26 protein-coding genes are annotated in these 23,358 nt (G+C 41.5%); 12 read left to right on the top strand and 14 right to left on the bottom strand.

Annotated elements, in window-relative coordinates; translation table 11 throughout:
* Positions 1–3 precede the first annotated feature (3 nt).
* Complete coding sequence (locus C6Y03_RS08010) at positions 4–678, bottom strand: zinc metallopeptidase (RefSeq protein WP_060597215.1); 675 nt, start codon at positions 676–678, stop codon at positions 4–6.
* A gap of 81 nt (positions 679–759) precedes the next feature.
* Positions 760–984: a YuzI family membrane protein gene (locus C6Y03_RS08005; RefSeq protein ID WP_060597199.1), complete on the bottom strand. Its 225-nt coding sequence runs from the start codon at positions 982–984 to the stop codon at positions 760–762.
* Between the two features lie 125 nt (positions 985–1,109).
* On the opposite strand from C6Y03_RS08005, the gene C6Y03_RS08000 reads away from it, so the two are divergent.
* On the top strand, positions 1,110–2,096 hold the full coding sequence (locus tag C6Y03_RS08000; protein WP_106039132.1) for a potassium channel family protein: 987 nt from the start codon (positions 1,110–1,112) through the stop codon (positions 2,094–2,096).
* Here C6Y03_RS08000 and C6Y03_RS07995 read toward each other — a convergent pair.
* From C6Y03_RS07995 to C6Y03_RS07975, 5 genes are all read right to left on the bottom strand, one after another.
* The gene (locus C6Y03_RS07995) at positions 2,093–2,494 is read right to left on the bottom strand and encodes a YugN-like family protein (protein ID WP_034659780.1); all 402 of its coding nucleotides are present in this window, start codon (positions 2,492–2,494) and stop codon (positions 2,093–2,095) included. The genes C6Y03_RS08000 and C6Y03_RS07995 overlap by 4 nt on opposite strands.
* A 32-nt stretch (positions 2,495–2,526) precedes the next feature.
* Positions 2,527–2,745: a spore germination protein gene (locus C6Y03_RS07990; RefSeq protein ID WP_060597201.1), complete on the bottom strand. Its 219-nt coding sequence runs from the start codon at positions 2,743–2,745 to the stop codon at positions 2,527–2,529.
* Between the two features lie 110 nt (positions 2,746–2,855).
* Positions 2,856–4,211, bottom strand: coding sequence for a glucose-6-phosphate isomerase (locus tag C6Y03_RS07985; protein WP_024423293.1), 1,356 nt, complete (start codon positions 4,209–4,211; stop codon positions 2,856–2,858).
* 126 nt (positions 4,212–4,337) lie between these two features.
* The gene (locus C6Y03_RS07980) at positions 4,338–5,510 is read right to left on the bottom strand and encodes an iron-containing alcohol dehydrogenase (RefSeq protein ID WP_034659782.1); all 1,173 of its coding nucleotides are present in this window, start codon (positions 5,508–5,510) and stop codon (positions 4,338–4,340) included.
* 121 nt (positions 5,511–5,631) lie between these two features.
* Positions 5,632–6,795, bottom strand: a complete 1,164-nt coding sequence (locus tag C6Y03_RS07975) for an iron-containing alcohol dehydrogenase (RefSeq protein WP_106039131.1) — start codon at positions 6,793–6,795, stop codon at positions 5,632–5,634.
* 144 nt (positions 6,796–6,939) lie between these two features.
* Here C6Y03_RS07975 and C6Y03_RS07970 point away from each other — a divergent pair, with 144 nt between their 5' ends.
* Positions 6,940–7,176: a DUF378 domain-containing protein gene (locus tag C6Y03_RS07970; protein WP_003212952.1), complete on the top strand. Its 237-nt coding sequence runs from the start codon at positions 6,940–6,942 to the stop codon at positions 7,174–7,176.
* Between the two features lie 67 nt (positions 7,177–7,243).
* On the opposite strand, the gene yugI is transcribed toward C6Y03_RS07970, so the two are convergent.
* The 3 genes from yugI to C6Y03_RS07955 all read right to left on the bottom strand — a co-directional run bounded on the left by yugI (position 7,244) and on the right by C6Y03_RS07955 (position 9,529).
* Positions 7,244–7,636, bottom strand: coding sequence for a S1 domain-containing post-transcriptional regulator GSP13 (gene yugI / locus C6Y03_RS07965; RefSeq protein WP_034659784.1), 393 nt, complete (start codon positions 7,634–7,636; stop codon positions 7,244–7,246).
* A 198-nt stretch (positions 7,637–7,834) separates the two neighbouring features.
* Positions 7,835–9,028, bottom strand: a complete 1,194-nt coding sequence (locus tag C6Y03_RS07960; protein WP_034659785.1) for an aminotransferase — start codon at positions 9,026–9,028, stop codon at positions 7,835–7,837.
* Positions 9,029–9,529, bottom strand: coding sequence for an Lrp/AsnC family transcriptional regulator (locus C6Y03_RS07955; RefSeq protein WP_003213765.1), 501 nt, complete (start codon positions 9,527–9,529; stop codon positions 9,029–9,031).
* A gap of 175 nt (positions 9,530–9,704) precedes the next feature.
* Between C6Y03_RS07955 and C6Y03_RS07950 the strand changes: the two genes are divergently transcribed.
* Complete coding sequence (locus C6Y03_RS07950; protein ID WP_034659788.1) at positions 9,705–10,529, top strand: alpha/beta fold hydrolase; 825 nt, start codon at positions 9,705–9,707, stop codon at positions 10,527–10,529.
* Here the strand turns inward: C6Y03_RS07950 and C6Y03_RS07945 are convergent.
* Entirely contained in the window at positions 10,526–10,786 is a 261-nt protein-coding gene (locus C6Y03_RS07945; RefSeq protein WP_106039130.1) for a YugE family protein, read from the bottom strand. The two genes, C6Y03_RS07950 and C6Y03_RS07945, sit on opposite strands and share 4 nt — an antisense overlap.
* Before the next feature lie 83 nt (positions 10,787–10,869).
* Between C6Y03_RS07945 and C6Y03_RS07940 the strand changes: the two genes are divergently transcribed.
* Complete coding sequence (locus C6Y03_RS07940) at positions 10,870–12,045, top strand: MalY/PatB family protein (protein WP_106039129.1); 1,176 nt, start codon at positions 10,870–10,872, stop codon at positions 12,043–12,045.
* A gap of 133 nt (positions 12,046–12,178) precedes the next feature.
* Positions 12,179–13,471 (top strand): ATP-binding protein, encoded by a 1,293-nt coding sequence (locus tag C6Y03_RS07935; RefSeq protein WP_034659793.1) that lies wholly within the window; start codon positions 12,179–12,181, stop codon positions 13,469–13,471.
* On the opposite strand, the gene C6Y03_RS07930 is transcribed toward C6Y03_RS07935, so the two are convergent.
* The gene (locus C6Y03_RS07930) at positions 13,472–13,651 is read right to left on the bottom strand and encodes a hypothetical protein (RefSeq protein WP_034659795.1); all 180 of its coding nucleotides are present in this window, start codon (positions 13,649–13,651) and stop codon (positions 13,472–13,474) included.
* Positions 13,652–13,741: 90 nt separating this feature from the next.
* Between C6Y03_RS07930 and kapB the strand changes: the two genes are divergently transcribed.
* A complete protein-coding gene (kapB, locus tag C6Y03_RS07925; RefSeq protein WP_034659797.1) occupies positions 13,742–14,134 on the top strand; it encodes a kinase-associated lipoprotein KapB in 393 nt (130 codons plus the stop codon).
* Here kapB and kapD read toward each other — a convergent pair.
* Positions 14,131–14,748 carry a 3'-5' exonuclease KapD gene (gene kapD / locus C6Y03_RS07920; RefSeq protein ID WP_034659799.1) on the bottom strand — a complete coding sequence of 206 codons (618 nt, stop codon included), beginning with the start codon at positions 14,746–14,748 and terminating at the stop codon, positions 14,131–14,133. The two genes, kapB and kapD, sit on opposite strands and share 4 nt — an antisense overlap.
* A 217-nt stretch (positions 14,749–14,965) precedes the next feature.
* On the opposite strand from kapD, the gene C6Y03_RS07915 reads away from it, so the two are divergent.
* The 3 genes from C6Y03_RS07915 (at position 14,966) to C6Y03_RS07905 (ending at position 18,583) form a co-directional block, all read left to right on the top strand.
* Entirely contained in the window at positions 14,966–16,144 is a 1,179-nt protein-coding gene (locus C6Y03_RS07915) for an MFS transporter (RefSeq protein ID WP_317615033.1), read from the top strand.
* Positions 16,145–16,252: 108 nt separating this feature from the next.
* Positions 16,253–18,154 (top strand): transglycosylase domain-containing protein, encoded by a 1,902-nt coding sequence (locus C6Y03_RS07910; RefSeq protein WP_045210149.1) that lies wholly within the window; start codon positions 16,253–16,255, stop codon positions 18,152–18,154.
* 18 nt (positions 18,155–18,172) lie between these two features.
* Positions 18,173–18,583, top strand: coding sequence for a thiol-disulfide oxidoreductase DCC family protein (locus tag C6Y03_RS07905; RefSeq protein ID WP_106039127.1), 411 nt, complete (start codon positions 18,173–18,175; stop codon positions 18,581–18,583).
* Positions 18,584–18,826: 243 nt separating this feature from the next.
* On the opposite strand, the gene C6Y03_RS07895 is transcribed toward C6Y03_RS07905, so the two are convergent.
* On the bottom strand, positions 18,827–19,384 hold the full coding sequence (locus C6Y03_RS07895) for a YufK family protein (protein ID WP_060597205.1): 558 nt from the start codon (positions 19,382–19,384) through the stop codon (positions 18,827–18,829).
* A 185-nt stretch (positions 19,385–19,569) separates the two neighbouring features.
* Between C6Y03_RS07895 and malK the strand changes: the two genes are divergently transcribed.
* From malK to C6Y03_RS07880, 3 genes are all read left to right on the top strand, one after another.
* Positions 19,570–21,171 carry a malate sensor histidine kinase MalK gene (gene malK, locus C6Y03_RS07890; RefSeq protein ID WP_034659806.1) on the top strand — a complete coding sequence of 534 codons (1,602 nt, stop codon included), beginning with the start codon at positions 19,570–19,572 and terminating at the stop codon, positions 21,169–21,171.
* Complete coding sequence (locus tag C6Y03_RS07885; RefSeq protein WP_066030473.1) at positions 21,164–21,871, top strand: response regulator; 708 nt, start codon at positions 21,164–21,166, stop codon at positions 21,869–21,871. The genes malK and C6Y03_RS07885 overlap by 8 nt, the downstream gene beginning before the upstream one ends.
* Positions 21,872–22,265: 394 nt before the next feature.
* Complete coding sequence (locus C6Y03_RS07880; protein ID WP_034659810.1) at positions 22,266–23,348, top strand: BMP family lipoprotein; 1,083 nt, start codon at positions 22,266–22,268, stop codon at positions 23,346–23,348.
* Positions 23,349–23,358 lie beyond the last annotated feature (10 nt).

Raw genomic sequence — 23,358 nt, 5'->3', positions numbered from 1 at the left:
CAATTAATCATTACGGCCATTTAGGAAGATCATTACAAAACGGAGCAATTCAAACAAGGAAACAAGAGCCGCTGCGACGTACGTAAGAGCTGCAGCATTTAACACCTTGTTCACGCCTCTTTCTTCACTGCTTCTAATGATTCCTTCTGAAACAATGATATCTTTTGCACGAGAACTTGCATTAAACTCGACAGGCAATGTCACAAGCTGAAAAAACACAGCCGCTGAGAACAAAATGATCCCAAGCCCGATTAAGTTAAGGCTGCCGAGCAAGATTCCTCCAAGGAAAAGAAGCGGGGCAACACCAGATGCAAAGTTCACGACAGGGAAGATCTTATGTCTCAAGACAAGCGCACCATAGGATTCCTGATGCTGCAAGGCATGTCCAACCTCGTGTGATGCGACTGAAATGGCCGATATGGAATGACCGTAGTACACAGGTTCAGATAAGCGAACCACACGCTGCGTCGGGTCGTAATGATCAGTCAAAGTTCCTCTTACCGGTTCAACAGGCACGTCATATAACCCGTTGTGATCTAAAATATGTCGAGCGGTTTCCGCACCTGTTTTCATACTGGATGCTTCAACCTTTGAATACTTTTCAAAATTATTCTTTACTTTAAATTGTGCCCAAAATGACAATCCCAATGCGGCAAATGTTAAAAAATAAAAAAACAGCATGCTCATCAGCTTCCTTTTTATTTTATATATTTATTTACAATTTTAATGACTTTTATGTAACGTGTACAGAAAAAAGCACTAGGTCTTTTTAAGGGGAATAACCGCACCAATGAAAAAGAAGAACACACCTAAGCATGCTGTATAAAAGGTCACTGTTCCGTATAGGTCTTGAAAAAAGTGCAGCCATGAAAAATCACTCATAAAATGATTCACAGCATTTAAGTCAAACACGAGCAAGATCACAGCTGATGATAAAAAGTGCGCACCGATAAAAAGAAGTACGGTCTTTTGAACGAACGACATTCGCATTCCCTCCTTCTTCTCTCTTATTTTAAGATATGGGATCTGTTTCAATACATGACGAAGATGAAAAAATGTTCCTCAATCGGGCATACTGACATTAGCAGTCTCCTGAAAGGAAGAGTCCGATGAAATCAAATCGTATCTTTATCGCTTGGCTAAGGTGGCCACTTTATCTTCGAATTGCCATCATCATCTGTTTCTTGCTTCTTTTTTTTGGACAATTAATCGTTTTGCTTGAACCGAAGCAGTATCATACGATCTTTGATGGGATCTGGTGGGCGCTCATTACAGTCTCTACGGTAGGCTATGGTGATTTTGTGCCGCAAACCATGCCTGGACAAGTAGCGGGTATGTCTCTGATTTTGATCGGCGCAAGCTTTGTCACAGCTTATTTCGCCACGCTTGCCGCCGCTGTGTTCAGCAAGCAGCACCATTATGTAGAAGGAAAGGTGGCCTTTAAAGGGAAAGGACATCTCATTATCGTCGGCTGGAATGAGAAAACGAACAAACTGCTTCAGTCGTTTCAAACGATTGATCCAGCTATGCCGATTGTGCTGATTGATGACTCCTTGAAGGAAGGGCCACTTTTAGAGAATGTTCATTTTATTAAAGGGCATGGCACCGAAGATGTCACACTTCGCAAAGCCAATATTACCAGTGCAGATGCACTGATGATTACCGCAGATCAGCACGAAAATGAAGTGACAGCTGATATGCAGAGTGTTTTAACATTACTTGCAGCAAAAGGATTAAATCCTTCGCTATACTGTTTAATTGAAATCTTAACAGATCGTTACGTGAAAAATGCCGAGCGTGCTGGTGCCAATCAAGTCATTCATACCTCTGATGCAGTCAATCATTTAATGGTCGAACATTTTCTTCTAAAGGAACAGTTCAAAGCGTTAAAGAAAAAAAGACATATGACCTTGCATAAACACGTCACCATCATACCGGTTCCAGCTTCGTTAGCCGGAGAAACATTCTTAACAGTGCTCCATCACTTTTTAGAGCATCATGTGATCATTGTCGGTGTACAAAAAAAAGAAGGACCCATGATGAATCCTCCCTTTGGATATGAGCTTCATCCAGAGGATGAACTGATCAGCCTTTAAAGCAGTGCGTCTTCTAATTCCTTGACGAGTGAAAAGCCAATCTCAGTATAAGCTTTTGATACATCTCCATCTTTCTCTTTTGGTTCTTGGAATTGGTTAAAGGATGCTCCCACATTTCCAACCATCGCATGATCATCTAACTTATCTTGATATACATGCTTTAAGAGAAATGGATCTCCCATTTTCACCACAACGCCTGGCTGATCCAGCTGGCCTTTTTCGGCTGTAAAAGGAACTCTGAGAAAAGTATAGCCATCACGGTTATCAATTTTATAATCAAAGTACCCGTGATCATAATCCCAGTTACCATTAATGACATAACCGAGCGGCTTCATGGTCTCTTCTAAATGGTAAAGTGAAAAGCTTTCACCAGGCAGCCTGGATGGTACATGAATCATACGAAACCCTCCTTTTTGTATAATAGGGTTCGTTAAAGAGAGGAATTCATACATCTACCTCTTGTGATTTGTACATTGTTTGTAAAAGCAGCATCAAATAAGCTTTGATTGGATAATTGATTCGTCTCGTTCACACTGCCAGCACCTTCAGTATCCTTGACAGCACTCATAGGACAAATACGTCCGACATTGCCAAAGTTGACGATTGCCTGGTCAGAAATATCGTGAATGTAAATATGATTCGTTCTCATGTTTCACCCTCCTCTACTCATTATTCTATGTACAGAGCATGAGGAAGCTTGCACAGGAACCGTGAGAAAACAAAAAAGGCACACCTTTCAAAGGTGTGCCTTTTTTACTCTTACGATTGTTTCAGGCGGCTTTCAAGCTCGGCTTTTTTCTCTTCGAAGCCTGGTTTTCCTAATAAAGCAAACATATTCACTTTATAAGCTTCTACTCCAGGCTGGTCGAATGGATTGACGCCTAGTAGATATCCAGACATCGCACATGCTTTCTCAAAGAAGTAAACGAGGTATCCGAATGTATAAGCATCCATCTCAGGAATTGTGACGATAAGATTCGGTACTTTTCCATCTGTATGAGCAAGCATCGTTCCTTCAAATGCTTTTTTATTAACGAAATCAACCGTTTTTCCTGCTAGATAGTTCAAGCCATCAAGGTCTTGTTCTTCTGCTTCAATGACAAGCTCATGGCGAGGTTTGTCTACATTGACGATTGTTTCAAACAAGTCTCTTCTTCCTTCTTGAACATATTGACCAAGTGAATGAAGATCTGTTGAGAAGTTCGCAGATGAAGGATAAATTCCTTTTTCATCTTTTCCTTCACTTTCACCGAATAATTGCTTCCACCATTCTGCAAAGTATTGCAGGCCTGGCTCATAGTTAATCAGCATTTCAATCGTTCTGCCTTTATTGTAAAGGACATTACGGACGACAGCATATTGGTATGCCGCATTCTCAGAAAGCTCAGATGAAGCGAAGTCTTCGCTTGCTTTTGCCGCGCCTTCCATCATCTGATCAATGTCTGCACCGCTCACAGCGATTGGCAATAGACCAACTGCTGTTAATACAGAATAGCGTCCACCTACATCATCAGGGATGATAAATGATTCGTAGCCTTCTTCCGTTGCTAATGTTTTCAGTGCACCGCGTGCCTTGTCAGTTGTCGCATAAATACGTTTTTTCGCTTCTTCAGCACCGTATTTTTCAATGAGGAGCTTTTTAAAGATGCGGAACGCAATCGCTGGCTCTGTTGTTGTTCCAGATTTTGAAATGACGTTAATAGAGAAATCTGCATCTTCCAATAGATCCATCACATCTGTTAAATAAGAAGAACTGATGTTGTTTCCAATAAAGATGATTTGCGGCGTCTTGCGTTTGCCTTTTGGCAGCGTGTTATAGAAAGAGTGGTTCAAAAATTCAATCGCCGCACGTGCGCCGAGATAAGAGCCGCCGATTCCGACAACAAGCAAGACATCAGAGTCAGACTTAATTTTATCTGCACTTTTTTTAATGCGGGCAAATTCTTCGCGATCATATTGCTTCGGTAAGTCAACCCAGCCTAAATAATCACTGCCTGCACCCGTTTGTTCATGAATATTATGATGGGCCACCTTCACAAAATCTTTTAAATATGTAAGCTCATGTTCTTGAAAGAAAGGTAACGCTTTCGAGTAGTCAAATTGAATATGTGTCATCGCTTGTAAGCCCTCCATTACGTTAGTTCTGTCCCTTTCACTTTAGCGGAACTAGCTATTGAAATCAAGTGATCGTCACTGGCATAGCAAAAAGCCGTTTCTCTCTATGAGAAACGGCAAGCAGGATTATAAAGAAGCTTTCAAAATAGAAAGAATGTCATCACGACCAAGTTTCATAAAGTTACCAAAACCACCGTATTCCATTTCTTTCGCCGCAATGTCGGCAATTTTGTCCAGCTGATCTTCACCAATGTCATAATCCGCTAAACGACTTGGTGCACCGAGGCTTGTCCAGAAGGCTGACAGCTTGTCGATTCCTTCTAATGCGATATCACGATCTGATTTTCCTTCTGTCTCGATGTCAAACATGTTCAGCATGAGGTTTTTAAAGCGTTCCACATTGTGATCGAGTGTATGACGCATCCAATTTGGGAAGAGGATGGCAAGTCCGCCTGCATGCGGAATGTCATAGACAGCCGATACCGCATGCTCAATCGTATGGGACGCCCAGTCTCCAAAGTAGCCCATTTGCAGCGTGCCATTTAAAGCGATCGTTCCTGCATAAAGGATCGTTTCACGGTGCTCATAGTTTTGTAAGTCTTCAAGCAGTTTTGGTGCTGTCTCGATGACTGTTTGAAGAACAGCAAAACACATTCGATCCTGTAGCGGCGTGTTTTTTACATTATGGAAGTATTGCTCGAAGACGTGGCTCATCATATCGACCATGCCGTACACCGTCTGGTTTTCTGGCACAGAATATGTATGCTCAGGGTCTAGAATGGAAAAAGCAGGATGAGTGACTGAACTGCCCCACACATATTTTTCATTTGTTTCCCAGTTTGTGATGACAGAGTCTGGATTCATTTCTGAACCGGTTGCTGCAAGTGTCAGTACTGTGCCAAATGGCAATGCTTTTTGAGCGGTTGTTTTCTTAGAGATAATGTCCCACACATCTCCGTCATACTCTGCTCCGGCTGCAATCGCTTTTGTACAGTCAATCACACTGCCGCCGCCAACAGCTAATAAGAAATCAATTTTTTCATTTTGGCAGATGTCGATTCCCTTTTCCACTGTGGTAAGGCGCGGGTTTGGTTCAACACCTGACAGCTCAAATACTTCAGCTTCTGCTTCATTTAACGCGCTGATCACATTGTCATAAAGACCATTTTTCTTAATGCTGCCTCCACCATATACAAGTAACACTCGTTTTCCATAACGAGCGAGTTCGCTCTTTAGTCCTTCTAGTTGTCCTTTTCCAAACATTAATTTCGTTGGATTATAGTAAATAAAATTTTCCATCTGTTGATACATCTCCTTACAGCGTATATATCCAAAAACATGAAAGACTACTTTAACATATGTACACGTCGAACTCAAAAAAAGATAACTGCTCGAAAGCAGCTATCTTTTGGTTGGTCGATTATAAAGAAGCATTCAAAATGGCTAGAACATCTTCTTTGTTTAGCTTTTTAAATTGACCAAATTCACCGCGTGCCATTGCACGGTCTGCAATTAAATCAATTTTCTCATCGTTGATATCATAGTCCGCTAAACGGCTTGGTGCACCAAGACTTGTCCAGAAAGCTGACAATTTGTCGATTCCTTCTAAGCCCACTTCTTCGTCTGTTTTGCCCGCAGGGTCCACATCGAATACACGTACCGCTAATTGTTTAAAGCGGCCTGGGTTTTCCTGAATGACATGCTTCATCCAGTTCGGGAACAAGATCGCAAGTCCGCCGGCATGAGGGATATCATAAACAGCAGATACCGCATGCTCAATGTTATGAGAAGCCCAATCACCGCGTGCCCCCATTGACAGCATTCCATTAAGGGCAATGGTGCCAGTGAATAAGATGGTTTCACGCAGCTCATAGTTCTCTAGATCGTTGATCAGCTTCGGTGCTGTTTCAATGACCGTACGAAGAAGCCCTTCACACATACGGTCTTGATAAGGTGTATTTTCCGTGTGATGGAAATATTGCTCGAACACATGTGACATCATGTCAACCATGCCATAAATCGTATGGTTTTTTGGCACAGTGAATGTGTTCACTGGATCAAGAATAGAGAATTTAGGGAAGACTGCTGGACTTCCCCAGCCATATTTCTCATTTGTTTCCCAGTTTGTGATCACTGATCCAGAGTTCATTTCAGAACCTGTTGCAGCAAGTGTTAACACAGTACCGAACGGAATAGCTTCCATTGGGACATGCTTACGCGTCACGATATCCCAAGCATCTCCATCGTACTTCGCTCCAGCTGCGATCGCTTTCGTTGCATCAATGACACTGCCGCCGCCGACTGCCAAAATAAAATCAACGTTGTTCTCTTTGCAAAGCTCAACCCCTTTTCTTACTGTTGTTAAGCGCGGGTTTGGCTCAACACTAGCAAGTTCAGTGATTGCAGCTCCTGATTCTTTTAGGATGCTGACAACTTGGTCATAAAGGCCGTTTCGTTTAATACTGCCTCCACCATATACAAGTAATACGTTTTTTCCGTAGTGTTTGAGTTCATCTGAAAGGGCTGATACTTCTCCCTTTCCAAACATTAATTTCGTTGGGTTCCAATAAGTAAATCGATCCATTTGATCTCCTCCTCGCGCTACATTATGCGCCTCAATCATTCCAAAAGTAAAGTAATTTGCTTTAATCCATTTTCTTACGCATAGTTTGGCTAAAAATCTGCAAAATATAAATGTATTGATGCTGTAGCGAAAGGAGGAATCACGATGAGTGCTATTCAGCGTATTGCCCTCGTGCTCACGATTATCGGTGCTATTAACTGGGGACTAATCGGCTTTTTTCAATTTGACTTAGTAGCAGCGATCTTTGGCGGACAAGGCTCTGCATTATCACGTATTATTTATGGTCTTGTTGGAATTGCAGGTCTTGTTAACCTTGGTCTATTGTTCAAGCCAAGCGAAGAAGCTGTTCGCCGTGACGAGCCGAATCCAGAGGTTCGCTAAACAAAAAGACATAAAAAAGGCCGCCTATACGAGGCAGCCTAAGGCACCGTTTGAAGCGGTGCTTTTTTTATTTCTTGATAAGATCTTTACGGTTAGATTGCTCAATCCACTCTTCAAGTTTATCTTTAAGTGTATTGAAACCTTGTGGTGCAGCAGCTTCTTCTTTCACTTGCTGTGGTCTTTGTTTCTTTGGTTTGCTTTCTTTTCTTTCAGGTGCATCTTGTGTAGCACGGATAGAAAGGCTGATTTTACCTGCTTTTTCATCAACAGAAAGAACTTTTACTTGTACTTCGTCACCAATTGAAAGGTGCTCGTTGATGTCTTTTACAAAGCCATGTGTTACTTCAGAAATATGCACAAGTCCTTGAGTTTCTTCATCTAATGCAACAAACGCACCATACGCTTGTAATCCTGTTACTTTACCAGTGTAAACACTGCCTACTTCAAACTTTGTCGCCATGATAACAACTCCTAAATAAATGTTTTAATATTCGTTTATACGCAATTAAAAACTATATCATAGAACGGTCAGTTACGCAAAATATTTTTTAATTGGGTTTAGATCAGTTCAAAAGGGGGAATACCTGAAAACAAGAATGCTTTCTAGTATTCCCCCCTAATTTGAGAGGCATGAGTCCTAATGGATTGATGCCTTTTTTTATTTTATGATGACAGGTGCTTCTTCTTTCACTTGTCGTTCCTGCAAAAAGCGCTGGATTCTTGAAAGTGATTCCTGAAGATGGTCAAGAGACGAAGCATATGAACAGCGAATATGACCTTCACCACTCGGCCCGAAGACATTACCAGGGACAACAGCTACTTTTTCACTCAGGAGCAGCTCCTCGGCAAATTGTTCTGACGTCATGCCCGTCGTTTTAATGGACGGGAAAGCGTAAAATGCGCCGTTTGGCTGGTGGCATGTCAGCCCCAGTTCATTCAAAGAGCCGACAAACAAATTACGGCGCCTTCTGTAGCTTTTCTTCATTTTCTCTACATCTTCAAGCCCATTTTTCAAAGCTTCTTCTGCTGCATATTGTGCCATAGCGGGAGCACACATCATAGAATATTGGTGTATTTTCAGCATAGCATCGCGCAGTACAGGTGGTGCTGCCACATATCCTAAGCGCCAGCCTGTCATGGCAAACCCTTTTGAAAAGCCTGAAATCAGGATCGTTCTTTCCTTCATATCTTGAATTGCCGCTACGCTTGTAAAAGCTTCATCATACGTCAGCTCTGCGTAAATCTCATCCGTGATAATGAGAAGGTCATGCTCTTTTGCAAATTGAGCAATATCTTCAAGCTCTTCCTTTGAATAGACAGAGCCAGTTGGATTTGATGGTGAGCAAAGCAGGATCGCTTTTGTCTTAGGCGTCAGCTTCGTGCGTAGATCCGCCGAGTCTGCTTTGAAATCTTTTTCAGCCGAGGTACTTAAATAAACAGGTACTCCGCCTGCAAGTGTCGTAAGGGCCCCATATGCTACGAAACAAGGCTCTGGAATGATCACTTCATCCCCACTGTTTAAAATCGCACGAAAGGCCAAATCAAGTGCCTGGCTTCCGCCAACTGTGATAATAAGTTCTTCTTCAGGACTGTAGTCAATGTGAAACCGCTTATATAAATAGTGACTCAGTTCTTTTCGCAAAGATAACAACCCTGCGTTCGCCGTATAAGAGGTAAGCCCTTGTTCTAATGACATAATACTTGCTTCTCTGACATTCCAAGCTGTCACGAAATCTGGCTCGCCGACACCAAGGGAAATGACCCCTTCCATTGTGGCTGCCAAATCAAAGAATTTCCGAATACCTGACGGCTGAATGCTTTGTACCGTTTCAGATAAATAAGACTTTTTCATTTAAGGAGACACCACGATTCTTTTGTCATCGTCTCCTGTTTCAAACACTTTCCCATCATGTTTATATCTCTTCAAAATAAAGTGGGTAGTTGTTGAAACCACGGAATCAAGTGTCGATAATTTTTCAGATACGAAGCGGGCAATATCAGACATAGATCTTCCGCGGATCACAACAGATAGATCATAAACACCTGACATGAGATAGACAGACTCCACTTCCTGAAAGCGATAAATACGTTCAGCAATTTCATCAAATCCGACGCCTCTTTTTGGTGTCACTTTTACATCAATCATTGCTGTGACGCCTTCATGACCATCCACTTTACGCCAGTCAATCATGGTTGAATAATCAATAATGACTTTTTGATCTTCTAGTTTTTGAATAATGGCTTCTGCTTCTTCTGTTGTCACGCCTGCCATTTTTGCAATTGTATTTAAATCGGCGCGGCTATTTTCATCTAAAATCTCTAATATTTCAGTTTCTTTTTCTGTTAGTTTCATTTGATTTCACACCTCAGATTGTAAAAGCTAGTTTTAAAAAATCTTCTGAACATTATAGCACGTTTTTCCCATTATGCTAAGCAGGGAAAAGATGCTAACCATAGCTTAAAATCCACTTTTTAGGGTACAATACAGTCACCTAACAGAGAGAGTATCAAGTATCGGAGTGATGAGTGTGGACTTTGTTCAGCCAGCTTATATGAAAAGTAAATTCGGTTTAGATATCTATTATGAGCACTATCCAAATAAGGGGAAGAAAACATTGATCTTAATTCACGGACTCTTCTCTTCTACCTTCAGCTATCGAAAGCTCATCCCGCTTCTGAAACAAGACTTCAATTTAATTGCAATCGATCTGCCGCCGTTTGGACAGTCCGAGAAGTCGAATACGTTTATTTACAGCTATCGCAACATGGGAAAGATCATTATTGAGCTAGCTGGTTACTTGCAGATTCAGCATGCGATCCTAGTGGGTCATTCGATGGGCGGCCAAATTGCTTTATACGCTGCATCTGAACGGCCAGACCTATTTGAAAAGGCGGTACTTTTGTGCAGCTCAGGGTATTTAAATAAATCAAAGAGATCGCTTGTTTACAGCACATATATTCCTTATTTTTATCTCTATCTTAAAAGAAAGCTCTTGAAGCAAGGCATAATGAAAAATTTAACCGCTGTTGTACATGATCATTCCATCATTGATCAAGAGATGGTGGACGGATATTTAAAGCCTTTTTCTGATGATCAAATTTTCCGAGGAATTTTCCGCTTGATTCGGCACCGGGAAGGCGATTTGACCTCGGATGTCCTAAAGAAAATGGAGACACCAGTGCTGCTCATTTGGGGTGAGGAAGATCGGATCGTTCCCATTCAAATAGGAGAAAGACTGCACAAGGATCTGCCAAACTCGACCTTGCATGCATTAAAAAAAACCGGGCACCTCGTTCCTGAGGAAAATCCGGTCTTTGTGTCTGATCAAATCGGACATTTCAGCCTGTCTTAGCGTGTGCAGGAGCTGCTGTCTCGTATGACGAAAAGCTGATTCGCTATATGTTGACAGCTTTCGAAAGGCAGGAGCTGCTCAAATGAGTGATGATAAATGGCTTGAATGTCTTTTGCTAAAGATAAAGAGTCTTCTGCGTCGTATAATGCACTGATGACGTCAGAAGGCTCCGTTTCATAAAAGTCCTCTCCATATTGAAAAGGGTCCCATGCCTTAATAAGTTGAATCATCTCTTCTACAGCTTGACTATCTTTCATCGGTATCACCGCTTATAATAAATTTTGTGATATTTATTTTAGCACAACCAACAATGGTTGAAAAACGGCTAGAGGTGGGTTTCATGAATTTCGACGAACAGATCATACGTAAAGGTTCAAAATCAGTGAAATGGGACCAAGCAGAGTCTTTGTTCCTGACAACAGATGCGCTGCCGATGTGGGTGGCAGATATGGATTTTAAAGCGCCGCAGGTCGTCCTTGATGCATTGAAAGAGCGATTGGATCATGGCGTATTTGGCTATGCCTTTCAAGACCAGGATACGCAGCAGGCAGTAGCCGAATGGCTCAAAAGAAGACACGGGTGGTCGATTCAGACAGAAGCCGTCACCTTCACACCAGGGATCGTCACGGCACTTAGTTTTGCTGTCCAAGCCTTTACAGCACCGAATGACGAAGTGGTCATACAGTCACCAGTGTATACGCCTTTTTATCAAATGATTGAGCGAAATGGACGTACAGTCTCAACCAACCCTTTAAAAATAGAAAACAACCGCTATCTTATGGATTTTGATGATTTAGAGAAAAAACTGAGCAGACCAGAAGCGAAGCTCATGTTCCTATGTCATCCGCATAATCCGTCCGGAAGAGCGTGGACAAAAGAAGAATTAAAGCGAGTAGGAGACTTATGTGTCAAGCATGGTGTCACAGTCGTTTCAGATGAGATTCATTCTGATTTGATGCTATACGGAAAGCCGCATGTGCCATTTGCTAGTCTTTCTGACGACATAGCACATATCACAGTGACGTGTATTGCACCAAGTAAAACATTTAATTTAGCTGGCCTCCAAGCATCTGCCATTATCATTTCCGATGAAGAAAAAAGAACCCTTTTCACCAATCAATTGCAAAGAAACGGACTGGCCAAACTGAATGCATTTGCGATTCCTGCGATGGAAGCAGCATACCGCCACGGGGATGAGTGGCTCGATGCACTTGTTCTTTATCTCGAAAGCAATATGAAAATGGCGATGGACTATATTGACGAACACCTTCCAAATATGCGTTATATGAAACCAGATGCTTCTTATTTATTGTGGCTGGACATTCGGGATTATCAATTCAGTCAAGCGGAATTGAAACGGAATCTGCTGAAAAAGGGCAAAGTGATCCTAGAGCTTGGTCACGTGTACGGACACGAAGGAGACGGCTTTATTCGGATGAATCTCGGCTGTCCTGCTTCAACAGTCAAAGAAGGATTGAAACGCCTTCAGCAAGCGTTCACGCGATCACCTGAATAAGCCCTATACGATCGAAAGAACATCCTAACGGGTGTTCTTTTTAAAGAAAAAAACCCTCCTTTTATCATATCTACTTTGTACATGAGATGATATAATGAGAGGAATTACAATTATTTACGAGGAGAGCATTTAAATGGAAATGTTCAAGGATTTTCTGCTCCATGTATCTTTTATTCTATTTCCAATCTTTTTATATCATGCGCTATGGCTAAGCCGGACCCCTGCTCATTTCCCAAAAACGAATAAACTGCTCATCACAGTATTCGCATCCATCTCTTCAGCACTATGTATTATATATCCAGTTGGTTCGATTTTAGATTTGCAGACTGGGCTTCAATCCATCCCTCTTGTACTTGCCATTTTATACGGAGGGTACACTGCTGGGATCGTCGCCATCTTGATAAGTTCCATGGTCAAATTCGTGATGTATGGCTCCTTCTTATGGGTTGGAATCATTGTTGTTCCGATTTACTTTTTCATCCCATTTCTGTTCTACCGGAAATGGCGTCAATATTCGAAGCTGAAAAAGCTGATGTATGGAGTGCTTATCGGTTTATCCAAAGGATTCTTTATTTACATTGGACTGTTTGCGGTCAGCTTAATGGAATACAGCCCAGCCTTTATTATGCAGCAAAAGTTACTTGAGTTATTTTTCTCAACCCTTTACTACATATTCTTTCTTGTGCTAAGTATCTATTCCATTGAATTCGTCAAAGAAAATGCGCAAATGAGAACACAGCTCGTCCAGTCAGAAAAGCTGACCATTGTAAGTGAACTCGCTGCAAGCGTTGCCCATGAAGTACGCAATCCGCTGACAGTGGTGAGAGGCTTTATCCAATTGCTCTTTTCTAGTGACAATACAAAAGAGCCGTCAACCAATAAAGATTATAAAAATCTCGTTCTGTCAGAGTTAGACCGGGCGCAGGATATTATCACGAGTTATCTTGACATTGCGAAACAAAATTATTATCAAATTGAATCTCTCAATCTATCTAAATTACTAGAGGAATGTGCATCACTGATGACATCCTATGCGAATTTCAAATCGGTCACGATTCATCAATCCATTGAACCAGACTTATACATTCAAGGGGATGAAACGAAGATCAAGCAAGTCATGATTAATTTAATCAAAAATGCGATTGAAGCAGCCCCAGAACACGAAGGGGAAATTGAACTTTTTGCTTCAAAAGAAAATCATAAAATATGCCTTTATTTCGTGGATAACGGTGTAGGAATGACAGAAAGCCAAATGAAAAAGCTTGGCGAACCATATTACACCCTGAAAAATAAAGGGACTGGACTTGGGCTGACAGTGACATTTTCTATCATTGAAAATCACCATGGAACCATTCGTTTCAAAAGCTCGCTGCAGTCTGGTACAACCGTCACCGTGAAGTTTCCTGAAGATACAAGAAGAAAATGATCAATCCATTTTTTTTGTCCTTTTTTCATCTATCCGCTCCTGCTTCTTAGACGCACGAACGATCAGACGAAAGCAAATAAATGCAGCAATAAAGAAAATCACCGTGGTGATTGCCGCTGGGATGTACTCCCTTTTATCTTCAGGAAAATACAGTAGAAAGAGTGCGATGAACGACAGCATTCGCCATTCCCCCTTTTGCTCGTTTACTTCACTATATTGGCTAAAAGAAATGAAATACCTTCCTGCGAGAAGGAAATGGAGGAATTTCACATGACAGACATTCAAATTGGACAAGTTGTGAAAGGATTTTACAAAACAGGTGTTTACGTTGGGGAAGTGACAGCAGTGAAACCATCGACCTATCTCGTTCAAGTAAAAGCCGTTCTGACACATCCCACTCAAGGCGACCTGCATCACCCAAAAGAAGCAGACGTGCCTTTTTTCCAAGAGAGACGGGCTTTGGCCTATCGTGAACAGACGAATATCCCTCATCATATGGTGAAGCCTTATGATGGCGGTATACCAGATTATCAAGTATCACTAAAAGAAGCTGTAGATAAATTAAAACAAACGCTCCATGCGGATGATTCCAAATGGGCTGAAAAATCAAGAGCATGCCTATCTTCTCTCGAAAAAGATTATTTTCCAGAAGACGCCCGCTAATCAGCCGAATCAAAAAAGTGTGAGAAATCGATCAGCTCACCAATTTTGGTTGTTTGCGGATTTTCCACATAGGCTCTGTCTTTTTCAAAAAGGGTTAACAGCTGATAAGTCGTCATGGCATCATCAAGTGCTTTATGATGCTTACCAGCTTCTTCACTGCCGTATTCCTTTGCCGCTTTGCGAAGCCCTGTCAGTGTACGATCACCAAAAAAGGTTTTATACTCAAAGGCGAGGTCCCTCAGCTTTCCCTTAAAAGGAAAGGCGATGTGATTGAGCATACAGTTTTGCTTCAGCACCTTCATGTCCATATTGCCCCATGTAATAATCTCACAATCCTCTCCCTCATCAAGCGACACGAGCTTCTCGATAAACGCCTCAAAGGAAATTCCGCTCTCTACATCCTGCTGCGTAATGCCGAGGAACGATTTACAGCGTTTCGTCAGCTTCGGAAACTTTTTCGGTTTGACGTAGCTAGAGAACGTGTCTATAATCGTTTCACTTGCCGCTTTCACTACCCCAGCTTCAATAATTTCAGGAAAAAAATTTTGTGGATGATACTTTCCATCAGGCATCGTAAATTCAAAATCGACCACAAGCACCGCCTTCTGTTCCACCAGTCTCACCTCACTTTCTCGTCAGTTTTTCATCCTGATATCATTATATTAAGACGGACCTTGAAATCACTTCATTTTCTTGAAAATAATGCAGATTCACTATGCCCAACCTATCATCAGATGAAAGATCGTTTATTTTCCTTTATAATTATTAAGGAACACGAAATAAATAAAGAAGGTGGTCTCTATCACAAACAGGAAGAAAAACTTGTACATCATGTGGTTTGTGAACTTTTTTGTATCTGCCAGCATTACAATGATCGTCCCTTTTTTATCACTTTACATAGAATCTCTTGATAGCAGCTATTCAAATGAATTTGTCCAAAGGTGGAGCGGCTATGTCTTTGGGGTCACGTTTTTAACGGCCTTTCTGATTTCTCCGATTTGGGGACGGATTGGTGACCGTCATGGCTATAAAAAGATTTTGCTCATTAACGGAATTGGGATTGCAACAAGTATTCTATTAATGGGGCTTGTGCAAACCGTTTATCAGCTATTCGCACTGCGGCTCTTCATGGGGCTTGTCACAGGCTTTATCTCGACTTCAATGGCACTGATCTCTGCACAGACGGAAAAGGCAACTGCAGGTAAAACCCTTGGAACGATGCAGATGAGTAATGTTGCCGGGGGGTTGTTTGGTCCATTAATGGGCGGATTCATGGCAGACAGCGTCGGATTTATTTATACGTTTTTCCTCACAGCGACTGTCATTTATGTGTCAGCTATTGTGATTATTTTCGGAGTGAAAGAACAGCCCATCCGTTCAAAAGAAGCAAAGCGCGTTTCTTACTCACGGAAGGATGTGCTCGTTCATATTTTCAAACAGCCTTTGCTTGTGGTCACGATGCTTTTAACGTTTATTACACAAGTAGGGAATTTTAGCATTCAGCCACTTTTGGCTTTATACATTCATGATTTACACGGTCCTGTTAATCTCGCATTTTATGCGGGTCTTGCGTTCTCTGCAACTGGACTTGGCAATTTGCTCTTTACACGAAAATGGGGAGATCTCGGAGATCGAATTGGTCACGACAAGGTGCTGCTTGCCCTTCTCATCCTCTCCTCTATTTTATTCATCCCGCAAGCGATGGCGGATTCCTATGTGATGTTAGTACTTTTCCGTTTTCTATACGGAATGGCACTTGGCGGGATTATTCCGTGTACGACAGCGTATATTCGGATCAAAGCACCTGCCTCTATGCAAGGGGAAGTGCTTGGATACAATGTCAGCTTCCGCTTTCTTGGGAATGTCGTCGGTCCGGTGATTGGCGGCATTGTGGCGAGTCATTACGGGATTCCAGCTGTCTTTTATGTCACCGCCGGAATTTTTCTGTTTGGCGCGTTATTTTTATGGACGGTCCGCTCGCATGGGAAGACAAAAGAAAGGAGTGTCTGATCCAGCATCAGGTACTCTTTTTTCATGTGTAGAAGCCTTATTCACTAGTCTTCAAGCCCATTCTTTTCTAAAAATAACCTTCTCGTATTCGCAAAAGAATGGTACGATATGGCTAGAAAATTGAAGAAAGTGAGTGACCTCATGTTTCGTGCAATCATTGGTTGGTTATTACTTGCTGCCCTCATTCCATTATTTGTTCTGACTTTTTATCTATCAAAGGAAGAAGCTGCAAGTGTCAAGCCTGTTAACGAAGTGCTTGATCAAAAAATCAAGCTGGAAAAGATAGATTTTTCCCAAAACAGTTATATGTATGATCGGGATGGTTCTCTCATCTCTGAGATCGTATCAAACGATGAAAACCGAGTGTTCGTGACGTATGATAAAATTCCTGATTCTGTGAAGGAGCTGTTCCTCCGCTCAGAGGACCGGAACTTTTATGACCATAAAGGCATTGACTTTATGGGGGTTGTTCGTGCCCTTGCCTCAAATGTCAAAAACCATGGCATCAGCCAAGGAGCGAGTACGATCACACAGCAGTTATCCCGCAACTTATATTTAAGCCATGAACGTTCGTTCACCCGAAAGTTTACAGAGCTTCTCTATTCCTATGAATTAGAGCGGAAATTCTCGAAAGATGAAATTCTCGAAAGCTATTTAAATACGATTTATTTCAGTAATGGTGTTTACGGTGTCGGTTCTGCGGCTAATTACTATTTTGATAAGCCGCTTAGTTCTTTAACGCTTGCACAGATGGCATTTATCTCTGCGATTCCAAACAACCCAACACTGTATGACCCATTGAAACAATTCAAGCACACGAAGAAACGCCAAGAACGACTGCTTGGTATTTTAAAGAAAGACGGCGTCATCACCAAAAAGCAATACAAAAAAGCCGTCAAAGAAAAAATCAGCCTGTCCTTAAGTGAAAAGAAAAACCTTTATCCTGACTATGTGACATATACCAATGAGGAATTTACTGATCTTGTGTCAGATCAGGAAGGCTTTACAAAACGATTGAAGAAAGCCAAAACAGATGGAGCAAAAAAAGCCATTCAAAAAGAATTATCTGAAAAAGTTAGTGCCCTGCTTCAGGATGGTGTCAAAATTTATACGGCACTTGATCCTTCCTTACAGCAACGAGCCGTCTATCAGCTCAATGCGCAACTCCCTTACCAAGGTGTAGAAGGCGGATCAGCGGTCATTAATCATGAAACGCATCAAATTGTCGCACTTGCTGGCGGAAAAAACTATAAGAAGTTTGATTTCAACTACGCCTATCAAGCGCAAAGACAGCCTGGTTCTGCAATTAAGCCGCTTTTAGACTATGGTCCTTACATCGACCAAACCGGTGCAACAGCTTCAAGCAAAATCAGTGCCGGCAAGTTTTGCAGCAGCGGATACTGTCCGCAGAACTATAATCATAAAACGTATGGAACCGTCACACTTGAAACAGCCTTTAAGAACTCTTACAATACACCTGCGATCCGAATGCTGGATACAGTCGGTGTCAAAAAAGGCTTCAGCTATTTAGAGAAATTCTCATTCGAGCATATCGTAGCGGATGATTATCGCCTTCCTTCTGCACTTGGCGGATTTACGAAGGGCTTCTCACCGCTAGAAATAACAGATGCGTATACCGTCTTTGGTAATCAAGGAGCTTACACGCAAAGTCATTCGATCACAAAGGTAACAGACTTAAACGGTAAGACCCTTTACAAGTGGAAAGAGTCACCGAAGCAAGTGTATTCTCAGCGGACAAATGACACCATGCGTAAACTGCTTGCCTCCGTTGTAAAAAGCGGAACAGGGAAAAAAGCGAATTTCAGTTCCCCTTACATTGGTGGTAAAACAGGGACATCCAATGACTACAAAGACATTTGGTTTGTTGGACTGACAGATCAATATACAATGGGTGTATGGGTTGGAAGAGATAGAGGAACGGTTGAATCAATTTACAGCTCCAGCCCGCACTTACGTATTTGGAAAAATACGATGCAATACGCCAGATAAACAGGAGGTTTGATTGCAATGCATTCAACACATCCACCCCATTTAATTTTATTTGACGGTGTCTGCAACGTGTGCAGCGGCGCTGTTCAGTTTGTGATTAAGCGTGATCCAGATGAGCGAATGATGTTTGCTTCGTTACAATCAGATACAGGGCAGCGCATTTTAAAAGAAAATGGTTTGCCTTTAGATGAGTTCAATTCATTCATTTATATTGAAAAAGGCACCCTTTATACGAAGTCGACAGGCATCTTAAAAGCCACGCGGTATTTAAAAGGGATCTACAAATGGAGTTATTTACTCATTGCCATTCCCCGCCCTATCCGTGATTGGTTTTATGAGCGGATGGCGAAAAATCGCTACAAATGGTTCGGTCAAAAAACATCTTGTATGATGCCTACACCCGATATTCAAAAACGGTTTCTTTCATAAAAAAGCATCCTCCGATGTTGGAGGATGCTCACATTGTTGACAAAGGGCTAAAATGATTTTTATTTTAGCCCTTTGTCTTCTTTTCAGCGTGACCTGAAAACCTTTGCAGTCTAGGAAGGACGAGTACCGGAGCGGAGCGAATTGAATATTCGTGAGCACCGGAACGCAGCCCTGACACCGAATGCGAGGGTTTGTCTACACGCTGAGCATCCTCCGATGGTGGAGGATGCTTTCTTTGTCTGTTTAAGAAGGCAGACTCGCCATAACACTGTTATAAAGCTTAATAAATAAGTACAAAATGCCGATTAAAAACGTTGCCCAAAACAGAAGAATAAACATCATAAATCCAATTAAATTCAGCATAGAAAGCGATTGATAAATGCGAACCACAACCCAGATAAAATAGACAAGACTTGCTAAAACAAACAGTCCGACAAGCAGAATCAGCTGATGCGTCAACAGAAATGCAAGCAAGCTGGCAAATAAATAAACAACGGATGCAATCCGAATTTTCTTTAAGTTCTCCCCTTCAGGATCTTTCGCGAAAAAGAGTAGTGCCAGCTCTAACACCGTATCTGCAATCAGTTTCAAGGCAGATAAAATCATAAAATAAACAAGTGCAAAAGCAGCAAAAAGAGCAAGCCTGATGCCCTGTTCCGAGAAAAATTCCAGCATTCCTTTTAAAATACCTGCTTGAGTCAAGAAATCAGTCGTGATCCCTACTGTGAAAATCGAAAAAGCAGAGCTGAATAGTAAAATCGAAATCAGCGGAAAATATCCAGTCAAATATGTATTTTTCATAAATAGATCCTTTCTCATAAGCTCACATTTATTATGGCTCACTTAAAACGGATTGACAAGATGCTTTCAAAGTAAACTGGCAGCAAAATCAAATTTGTGATTTTGCACGTACATTCCTTCACAAACTTACATTTTCCCGTTAAAGTATTACTATTACGAAAAAATCGTGCGTTAGGGGTATACTCGTGAAAAAAACATTAAGACTGCAAACACGGCTGACGATTTTTGTTTGTATCGTTGTCCTGATCTCCCTTTGTATCACATTCTTTACGATCTGGTCGGAAACAGCTAAGAACATTCATCAGCAGGAACGTGACATCGCACTCTCCACTGCCAAAATGGTCGCAGAGGCTCCGATCACAGCGAAATCATTAGAAGAAAATCGATCATATTCAGTACTTCGTCAATATACAACAAGTGTTCAGCGAATCACCAAAACTGAATTCGTTGTCGTGATGGATATGAACGGTATTCGCAAAACCCATCCAAATCCGCAGAAGATCGGGAAGCGGTTTGCTGGCGGTGATGAAAAACCAGCATTACAGGGTAAAGAACATATTAGTACGGCTTCTGGAACACTTGGCAGATCCATGCGTGCTTTTGTTCCTGTTTATGATCAAGATGGAAAGCAGCTCGGGGCTGTGGCAGTAGGGATTACGTTAAAGGAAATTGACTTGATTATTCATCAAAGCTTACTTCCACTCTACTTCGTCATATCGCTCAGCCTTCTTTCTGGTATCATCGGAGCACTCATTGTGGCACGAAAAGTGAAGAAAATTATGTTTGGACTAGAGCCAGATGAGATCGCTACATTATTAAAAGAACGAAGCGCCATGCTAGAATCAACAAAAGAAGGGATTCTTGCGGTCGATCAGCACGGTAAAATCAAGCTGGCCAACGCTGAAGCCAAACGGCTCTTTCATAATATGGGCATTATGGTTGATCCTAGAGAACAAGATGTTCAGGTGCTCCTCCCTTCAAGCGGCTTAAAGCAAGTCATTGAAACACGCAAGCCGCTGCTTGACCGCGACGTGAGAATGAACGGACTGGAGCTCGTCTTTAACGAGGTCCCGATTACGGTAAAAGGCGAGATTGTTGGGGCAATCGCCACCTTCCGTGACAAAACAGAAGTCAAACACTTGGCTGAGCAGCTGAGCGGAGTCAAAATGTATGCAAATGCCCTCCGTGCCCAGTCACATGAATTTATGAACAAGCTTCATGTTATTTTAGGACTGGTTCAGCTCAAAAACTACGATGACCTTGGCACCTATATCAAAGATATTGCGATCTATCAGCAAACGGAAACAAATGAAATCATCAACCATGTGAAAAACTCTGTTTTAGCAGGATTTTTACTAGGAAAACAAAGCTACATCAGGGAACAAGGCGCGACCTTAGAAGTCATATGCAGCACACAAGTCCCAAATTCAGAGGACCCAGCAGTGACGCATGATCTCATTACCGTGATTGGCAACCTGTTAAATAACGCACTCGATGCTGTTTCTCATACTGAGACAAAAAACATCTCAATCTCATTCCGATACGTCCAGGAGCAGCTTCATATTGAGATTACGGACACAGGTGTTGGTCTCACAAAAGACGAACAAGACATCATGTTTGATCAAGGCTTTTCAACTAAAGGAGAAGACAGAGGATTCGGTCTCTACTTTGTTGACCAAAGCATCAAAAAATTGAACGGACACCTGATTGTCACGAGTGAAAAAGGAGAAGGAACGACCTTTAGTCTCCGCATTCCGTATAAACAAAAGGAGGATTCACATGATTAATGTGTTAATAGTAGAAGACGACCCAATGGTTGGGGAGCTGAACAAACGCTACCTGACCCAAATCGACGGTTTTGAATTAATAGGGATTGCCACCTCTTTTCAGCAGGCACTGGACATCTTAAAAACAGAAGCCATTCACCTTGTACTGCTCGATATTTATATGCCTGGACAAAATGGACTGGTCCTATTATCAGAAATACGCAAACAAAATCATTCTGTTGATGTCATTGTCATTTCAGCTGCCAATGAAGTCGACGTGATCCAGCAAACGATGCGAAACGGGGCCGTTGATTATTTAATCAAGCCATTTGAGTTTGAACGTTTCCAATCAGCGCTCTCAGAGTATAAACGTAAACACGCATTGTACCAAACGATGAACAGCATCTCGCAAAATGATTTAGATGCGAAGCTCTTTCATAAAAAAGCAGAGACAGAAAAAGTCCTTCTGCCAAAAGGCCTGACCAAAAGCACACTCAAACTCATCTGGACAAGTATTCAATCATTCGGTCATCAAGCTTTCACGACCGAAGACCTAGCAAATCATACAGAAATCTCTCAAGTCTCCATTAGAAAATACTTGAAATTCCTTGAGGACATCGAAGTAGTTGATGTCGAAATGGCATACGGGACAATTGGACGTCCTGTTTTCCAATATAAACTCAGTACAACAAATATGAATTTGATTCAGCAATATCTATAATTTGACACATCTGACCTTTTACAGAGGCCAGATGTTTTTTTATGGCACACGATGTCACAAACCCCTTGATATCAGCGGTTCTACTGTAGTAGAGCACATCACAAAAGCGGCATTATATCATATTTCAGCAGATAAAAAGACATCGAATTTAGCCTTTTAACATTTTTTTAAAAATAAAACAAATTTCTATTTATTTATTCGATTGGAAATGATAAATTATGATTGATTAGTTCAACGAGATATAAGTCTGATGTCTTACATCTTCTCTCCTGCCCTCCATAAGTTTCAGGAGAAAGCAGGATAAAATACCCTATTCAGAAGGGTGAGAAGAGGTAGAACGGTCTTTTTTCGCGAGACTTTTCTGAAACTTTTAAATTTTATAGGGGGTTATGTTTTGAAGAAGCGCAAAATTGGACTAGCATTGTCCTTAGTCGTAGCAGCAGGAACCATCCTTGGAGCATGCGGCAACTCTGGCTCAAACAGCGGTGAAAGCAAAAAAGATAAAGATCAATTCACTGTTGCAATGGTAACTGATGTCGGTGGTGTCGATGACAAATCATTTAACCAATCAGCTTGGGAAGGTTTACAAGCTTTTGGGAAAGACAACAATTTAAAAAAAGGTAAAAACGGCTTTGATTACTTACAATCTAAATCAGACGCTGACTATACAACGAACTTAAACACACTTGCTCGCGAGAAATTCGACCTGATTTATGGAATTGGTTTCTTAATGCAAGATTCTATTAGTGAAATCGCAGATCAACGTAAAAATAATCACTTTGGTATTGTTGATGCAGTTGTGAAAAAAGACAACGTAGCCAGCATTATGTTTAACGAAAATGAAGGATCATTCCTTGTAGGTGTTGCGGCTGCTCTTTCTACAAAATCGAACAAAATCGGTTTTGTTGGCGGCGTTGACTCTGAATTAATCAGAAAATTCGAAGTTGGATTCCGTGCAGGCGTTGAAGCAGCTAACCCGAAAGCAAAAGTGGAAGTGAAATATGCTGGTGCATTCGATAAAGCAGACATCGGTAAAGCAACAGCTGAAAGCATGTACAAATCTGGCGTCGACATCATTTATCACGCAGCTGGCGGTACTGGAACTGGTGTCTTCACAGAAGCGAAAAACCTGAAAAAAGCTGATCCTAACCGTAAAGTTTGGGTTATTGGTGTAGATAAAGACCAGTATGACGAAGGAAAAGTACCTGGAACAAAACAAAGTGTCACTCTTACTTCTATGATTAAGAAAGTAGACACAGCGGTACAAGACTTAACAACGAAAGCAAAAGAAGGTAAATTCCCTGGCGGCGAAGTGATCACTTACGGTCTGAAAGAAGGCGCTGTTGACATTTCTCCATCTCAGGACAACCTTGATAAAGATGTATTGAAGAAAGTAGAAGAATGGAAACAAAAAATCATCAAGGGTGAAGTCAAAATCCCTGCAACACGTGATGAACTAAAAGATTTTAAAGCTTAATTTGAGCATC

Source organism: Bacillus sp. LNXM65 (assembly GCF_002998575.1).
In the GTDB taxonomy this organism is placed as follows: Bacteria; Bacillota; Bacilli; order Bacillales; family Bacillaceae; genus Bacillus.
Note: the sequence above shows the minus strand (reverse complement) of the source record. Positions and strands in the feature narration are given on the sequence as shown.

Excerpts from the sequence above, each read along its gene's own strand:
- C6Y03_RS08005 (WP_060597199.1), bottom strand. The coding sequence starts at position 984 with ATGTCGTTCGTTCAAAAGACCGTACTTCTTTTTATCGGTGCGCACTTT.
- C6Y03_RS08000 (WP_106039132.1), top strand. The coding sequence starts at position 1,110 with ATGAAATCAAATCGTATCTTTATCGCTTGGCTAAGGTGGCCACTTTAT.
- C6Y03_RS07995 (WP_034659780.1), bottom strand. The coding sequence starts at position 2,494 with ATGATTCATGTACCATCCAGGCTGCCTGGTGAAAGCTTTTCACTTTAC.
- C6Y03_RS07990 (WP_060597201.1), bottom strand. The coding sequence starts at position 2,745 with ATGAGAACGAATCATATTTACATTCACGATATTTCTGACCAGGCAATC.
- C6Y03_RS07985 (WP_024423293.1), bottom strand. The coding sequence starts at position 4,211 with ATGACACATATTCAATTTGACTACTCGAAAGCGTTACCTTTCTTTCAA.
- C6Y03_RS07980 (WP_034659782.1), bottom strand. The coding sequence starts at position 5,510 with ATGGAAAATTTTATTTACTATAATCCAACGAAATTAATGTTTGGAAAA.
- C6Y03_RS07975 (WP_106039131.1), bottom strand. The coding sequence starts at position 6,795 with ATGGATCGATTTACTTATTGGAACCCAACGAAATTAATGTTTGGAAAG.
- C6Y03_RS07970 (WP_003212952.1), top strand. The coding sequence starts at position 6,940 with ATGAGTGCTATTCAGCGTATTGCCCTCGTGCTCACGATTATCGGTGCT.
- yugI (WP_034659784.1), bottom strand. The coding sequence starts at position 7,636 with ATGGCGACAAAGTTTGAAGTAGGCAGTGTTTACACTGGTAAAGTAACA.
- C6Y03_RS07960 (WP_034659785.1), bottom strand. The coding sequence starts at position 9,028 with ATGAAAAAGTCTTATTTATCTGAAACGGTACAAAGCATTCAGCCGTCA.
- C6Y03_RS07955 (WP_003213765.1), bottom strand. The coding sequence starts at position 9,529 with ATGAAACTAACAGAAAAAGAAACTGAAATATTAGAGATTTTAGATGAA.
- C6Y03_RS07945 (WP_106039130.1), bottom strand. The coding sequence starts at position 10,786 with ATGAAAGATAGTCAAGCTGTAGAAGAGATGATTCAACTTATTAAGGCA.
- C6Y03_RS07940 (WP_106039129.1), top strand. The coding sequence starts at position 10,870 with ATGAATTTCGACGAACAGATCATACGTAAAGGTTCAAAATCAGTGAAA.
- C6Y03_RS07935 (WP_034659793.1), top strand. The coding sequence starts at position 12,179 with ATGGAAATGTTCAAGGATTTTCTGCTCCATGTATCTTTTATTCTATTT.
- C6Y03_RS07930 (WP_034659795.1), bottom strand. The coding sequence starts at position 13,651 with ATGCTGTCGTTCATCGCACTCTTTCTACTGTATTTTCCTGAAGATAAA.
- kapB (WP_034659797.1), top strand. The coding sequence starts at position 13,742 with ATGACAGACATTCAAATTGGACAAGTTGTGAAAGGATTTTACAAAACA.
- C6Y03_RS07915 (WP_317615033.1), top strand. The coding sequence starts at position 14,966 with ATGTGGTTTGTGAACTTTTTTGTATCTGCCAGCATTACAATGATCGTC.
- C6Y03_RS07910 (WP_045210149.1), top strand. The coding sequence starts at position 16,253 with ATGGCTAGAAAATTGAAGAAAGTGAGTGACCTCATGTTTCGTGCAATC.
- C6Y03_RS07905 (WP_106039127.1), top strand. The coding sequence starts at position 18,173 with ATGCATTCAACACATCCACCCCATTTAATTTTATTTGACGGTGTCTGC.
- C6Y03_RS07895 (WP_060597205.1), bottom strand. The coding sequence starts at position 19,384 with ATGAAAAATACATATTTGACTGGATATTTTCCGCTGATTTCGATTTTA.
- C6Y03_RS07885 (WP_066030473.1), top strand. The coding sequence starts at position 21,164 with ATGATTAATGTGTTAATAGTAGAAGACGACCCAATGGTTGGGGAGCTG.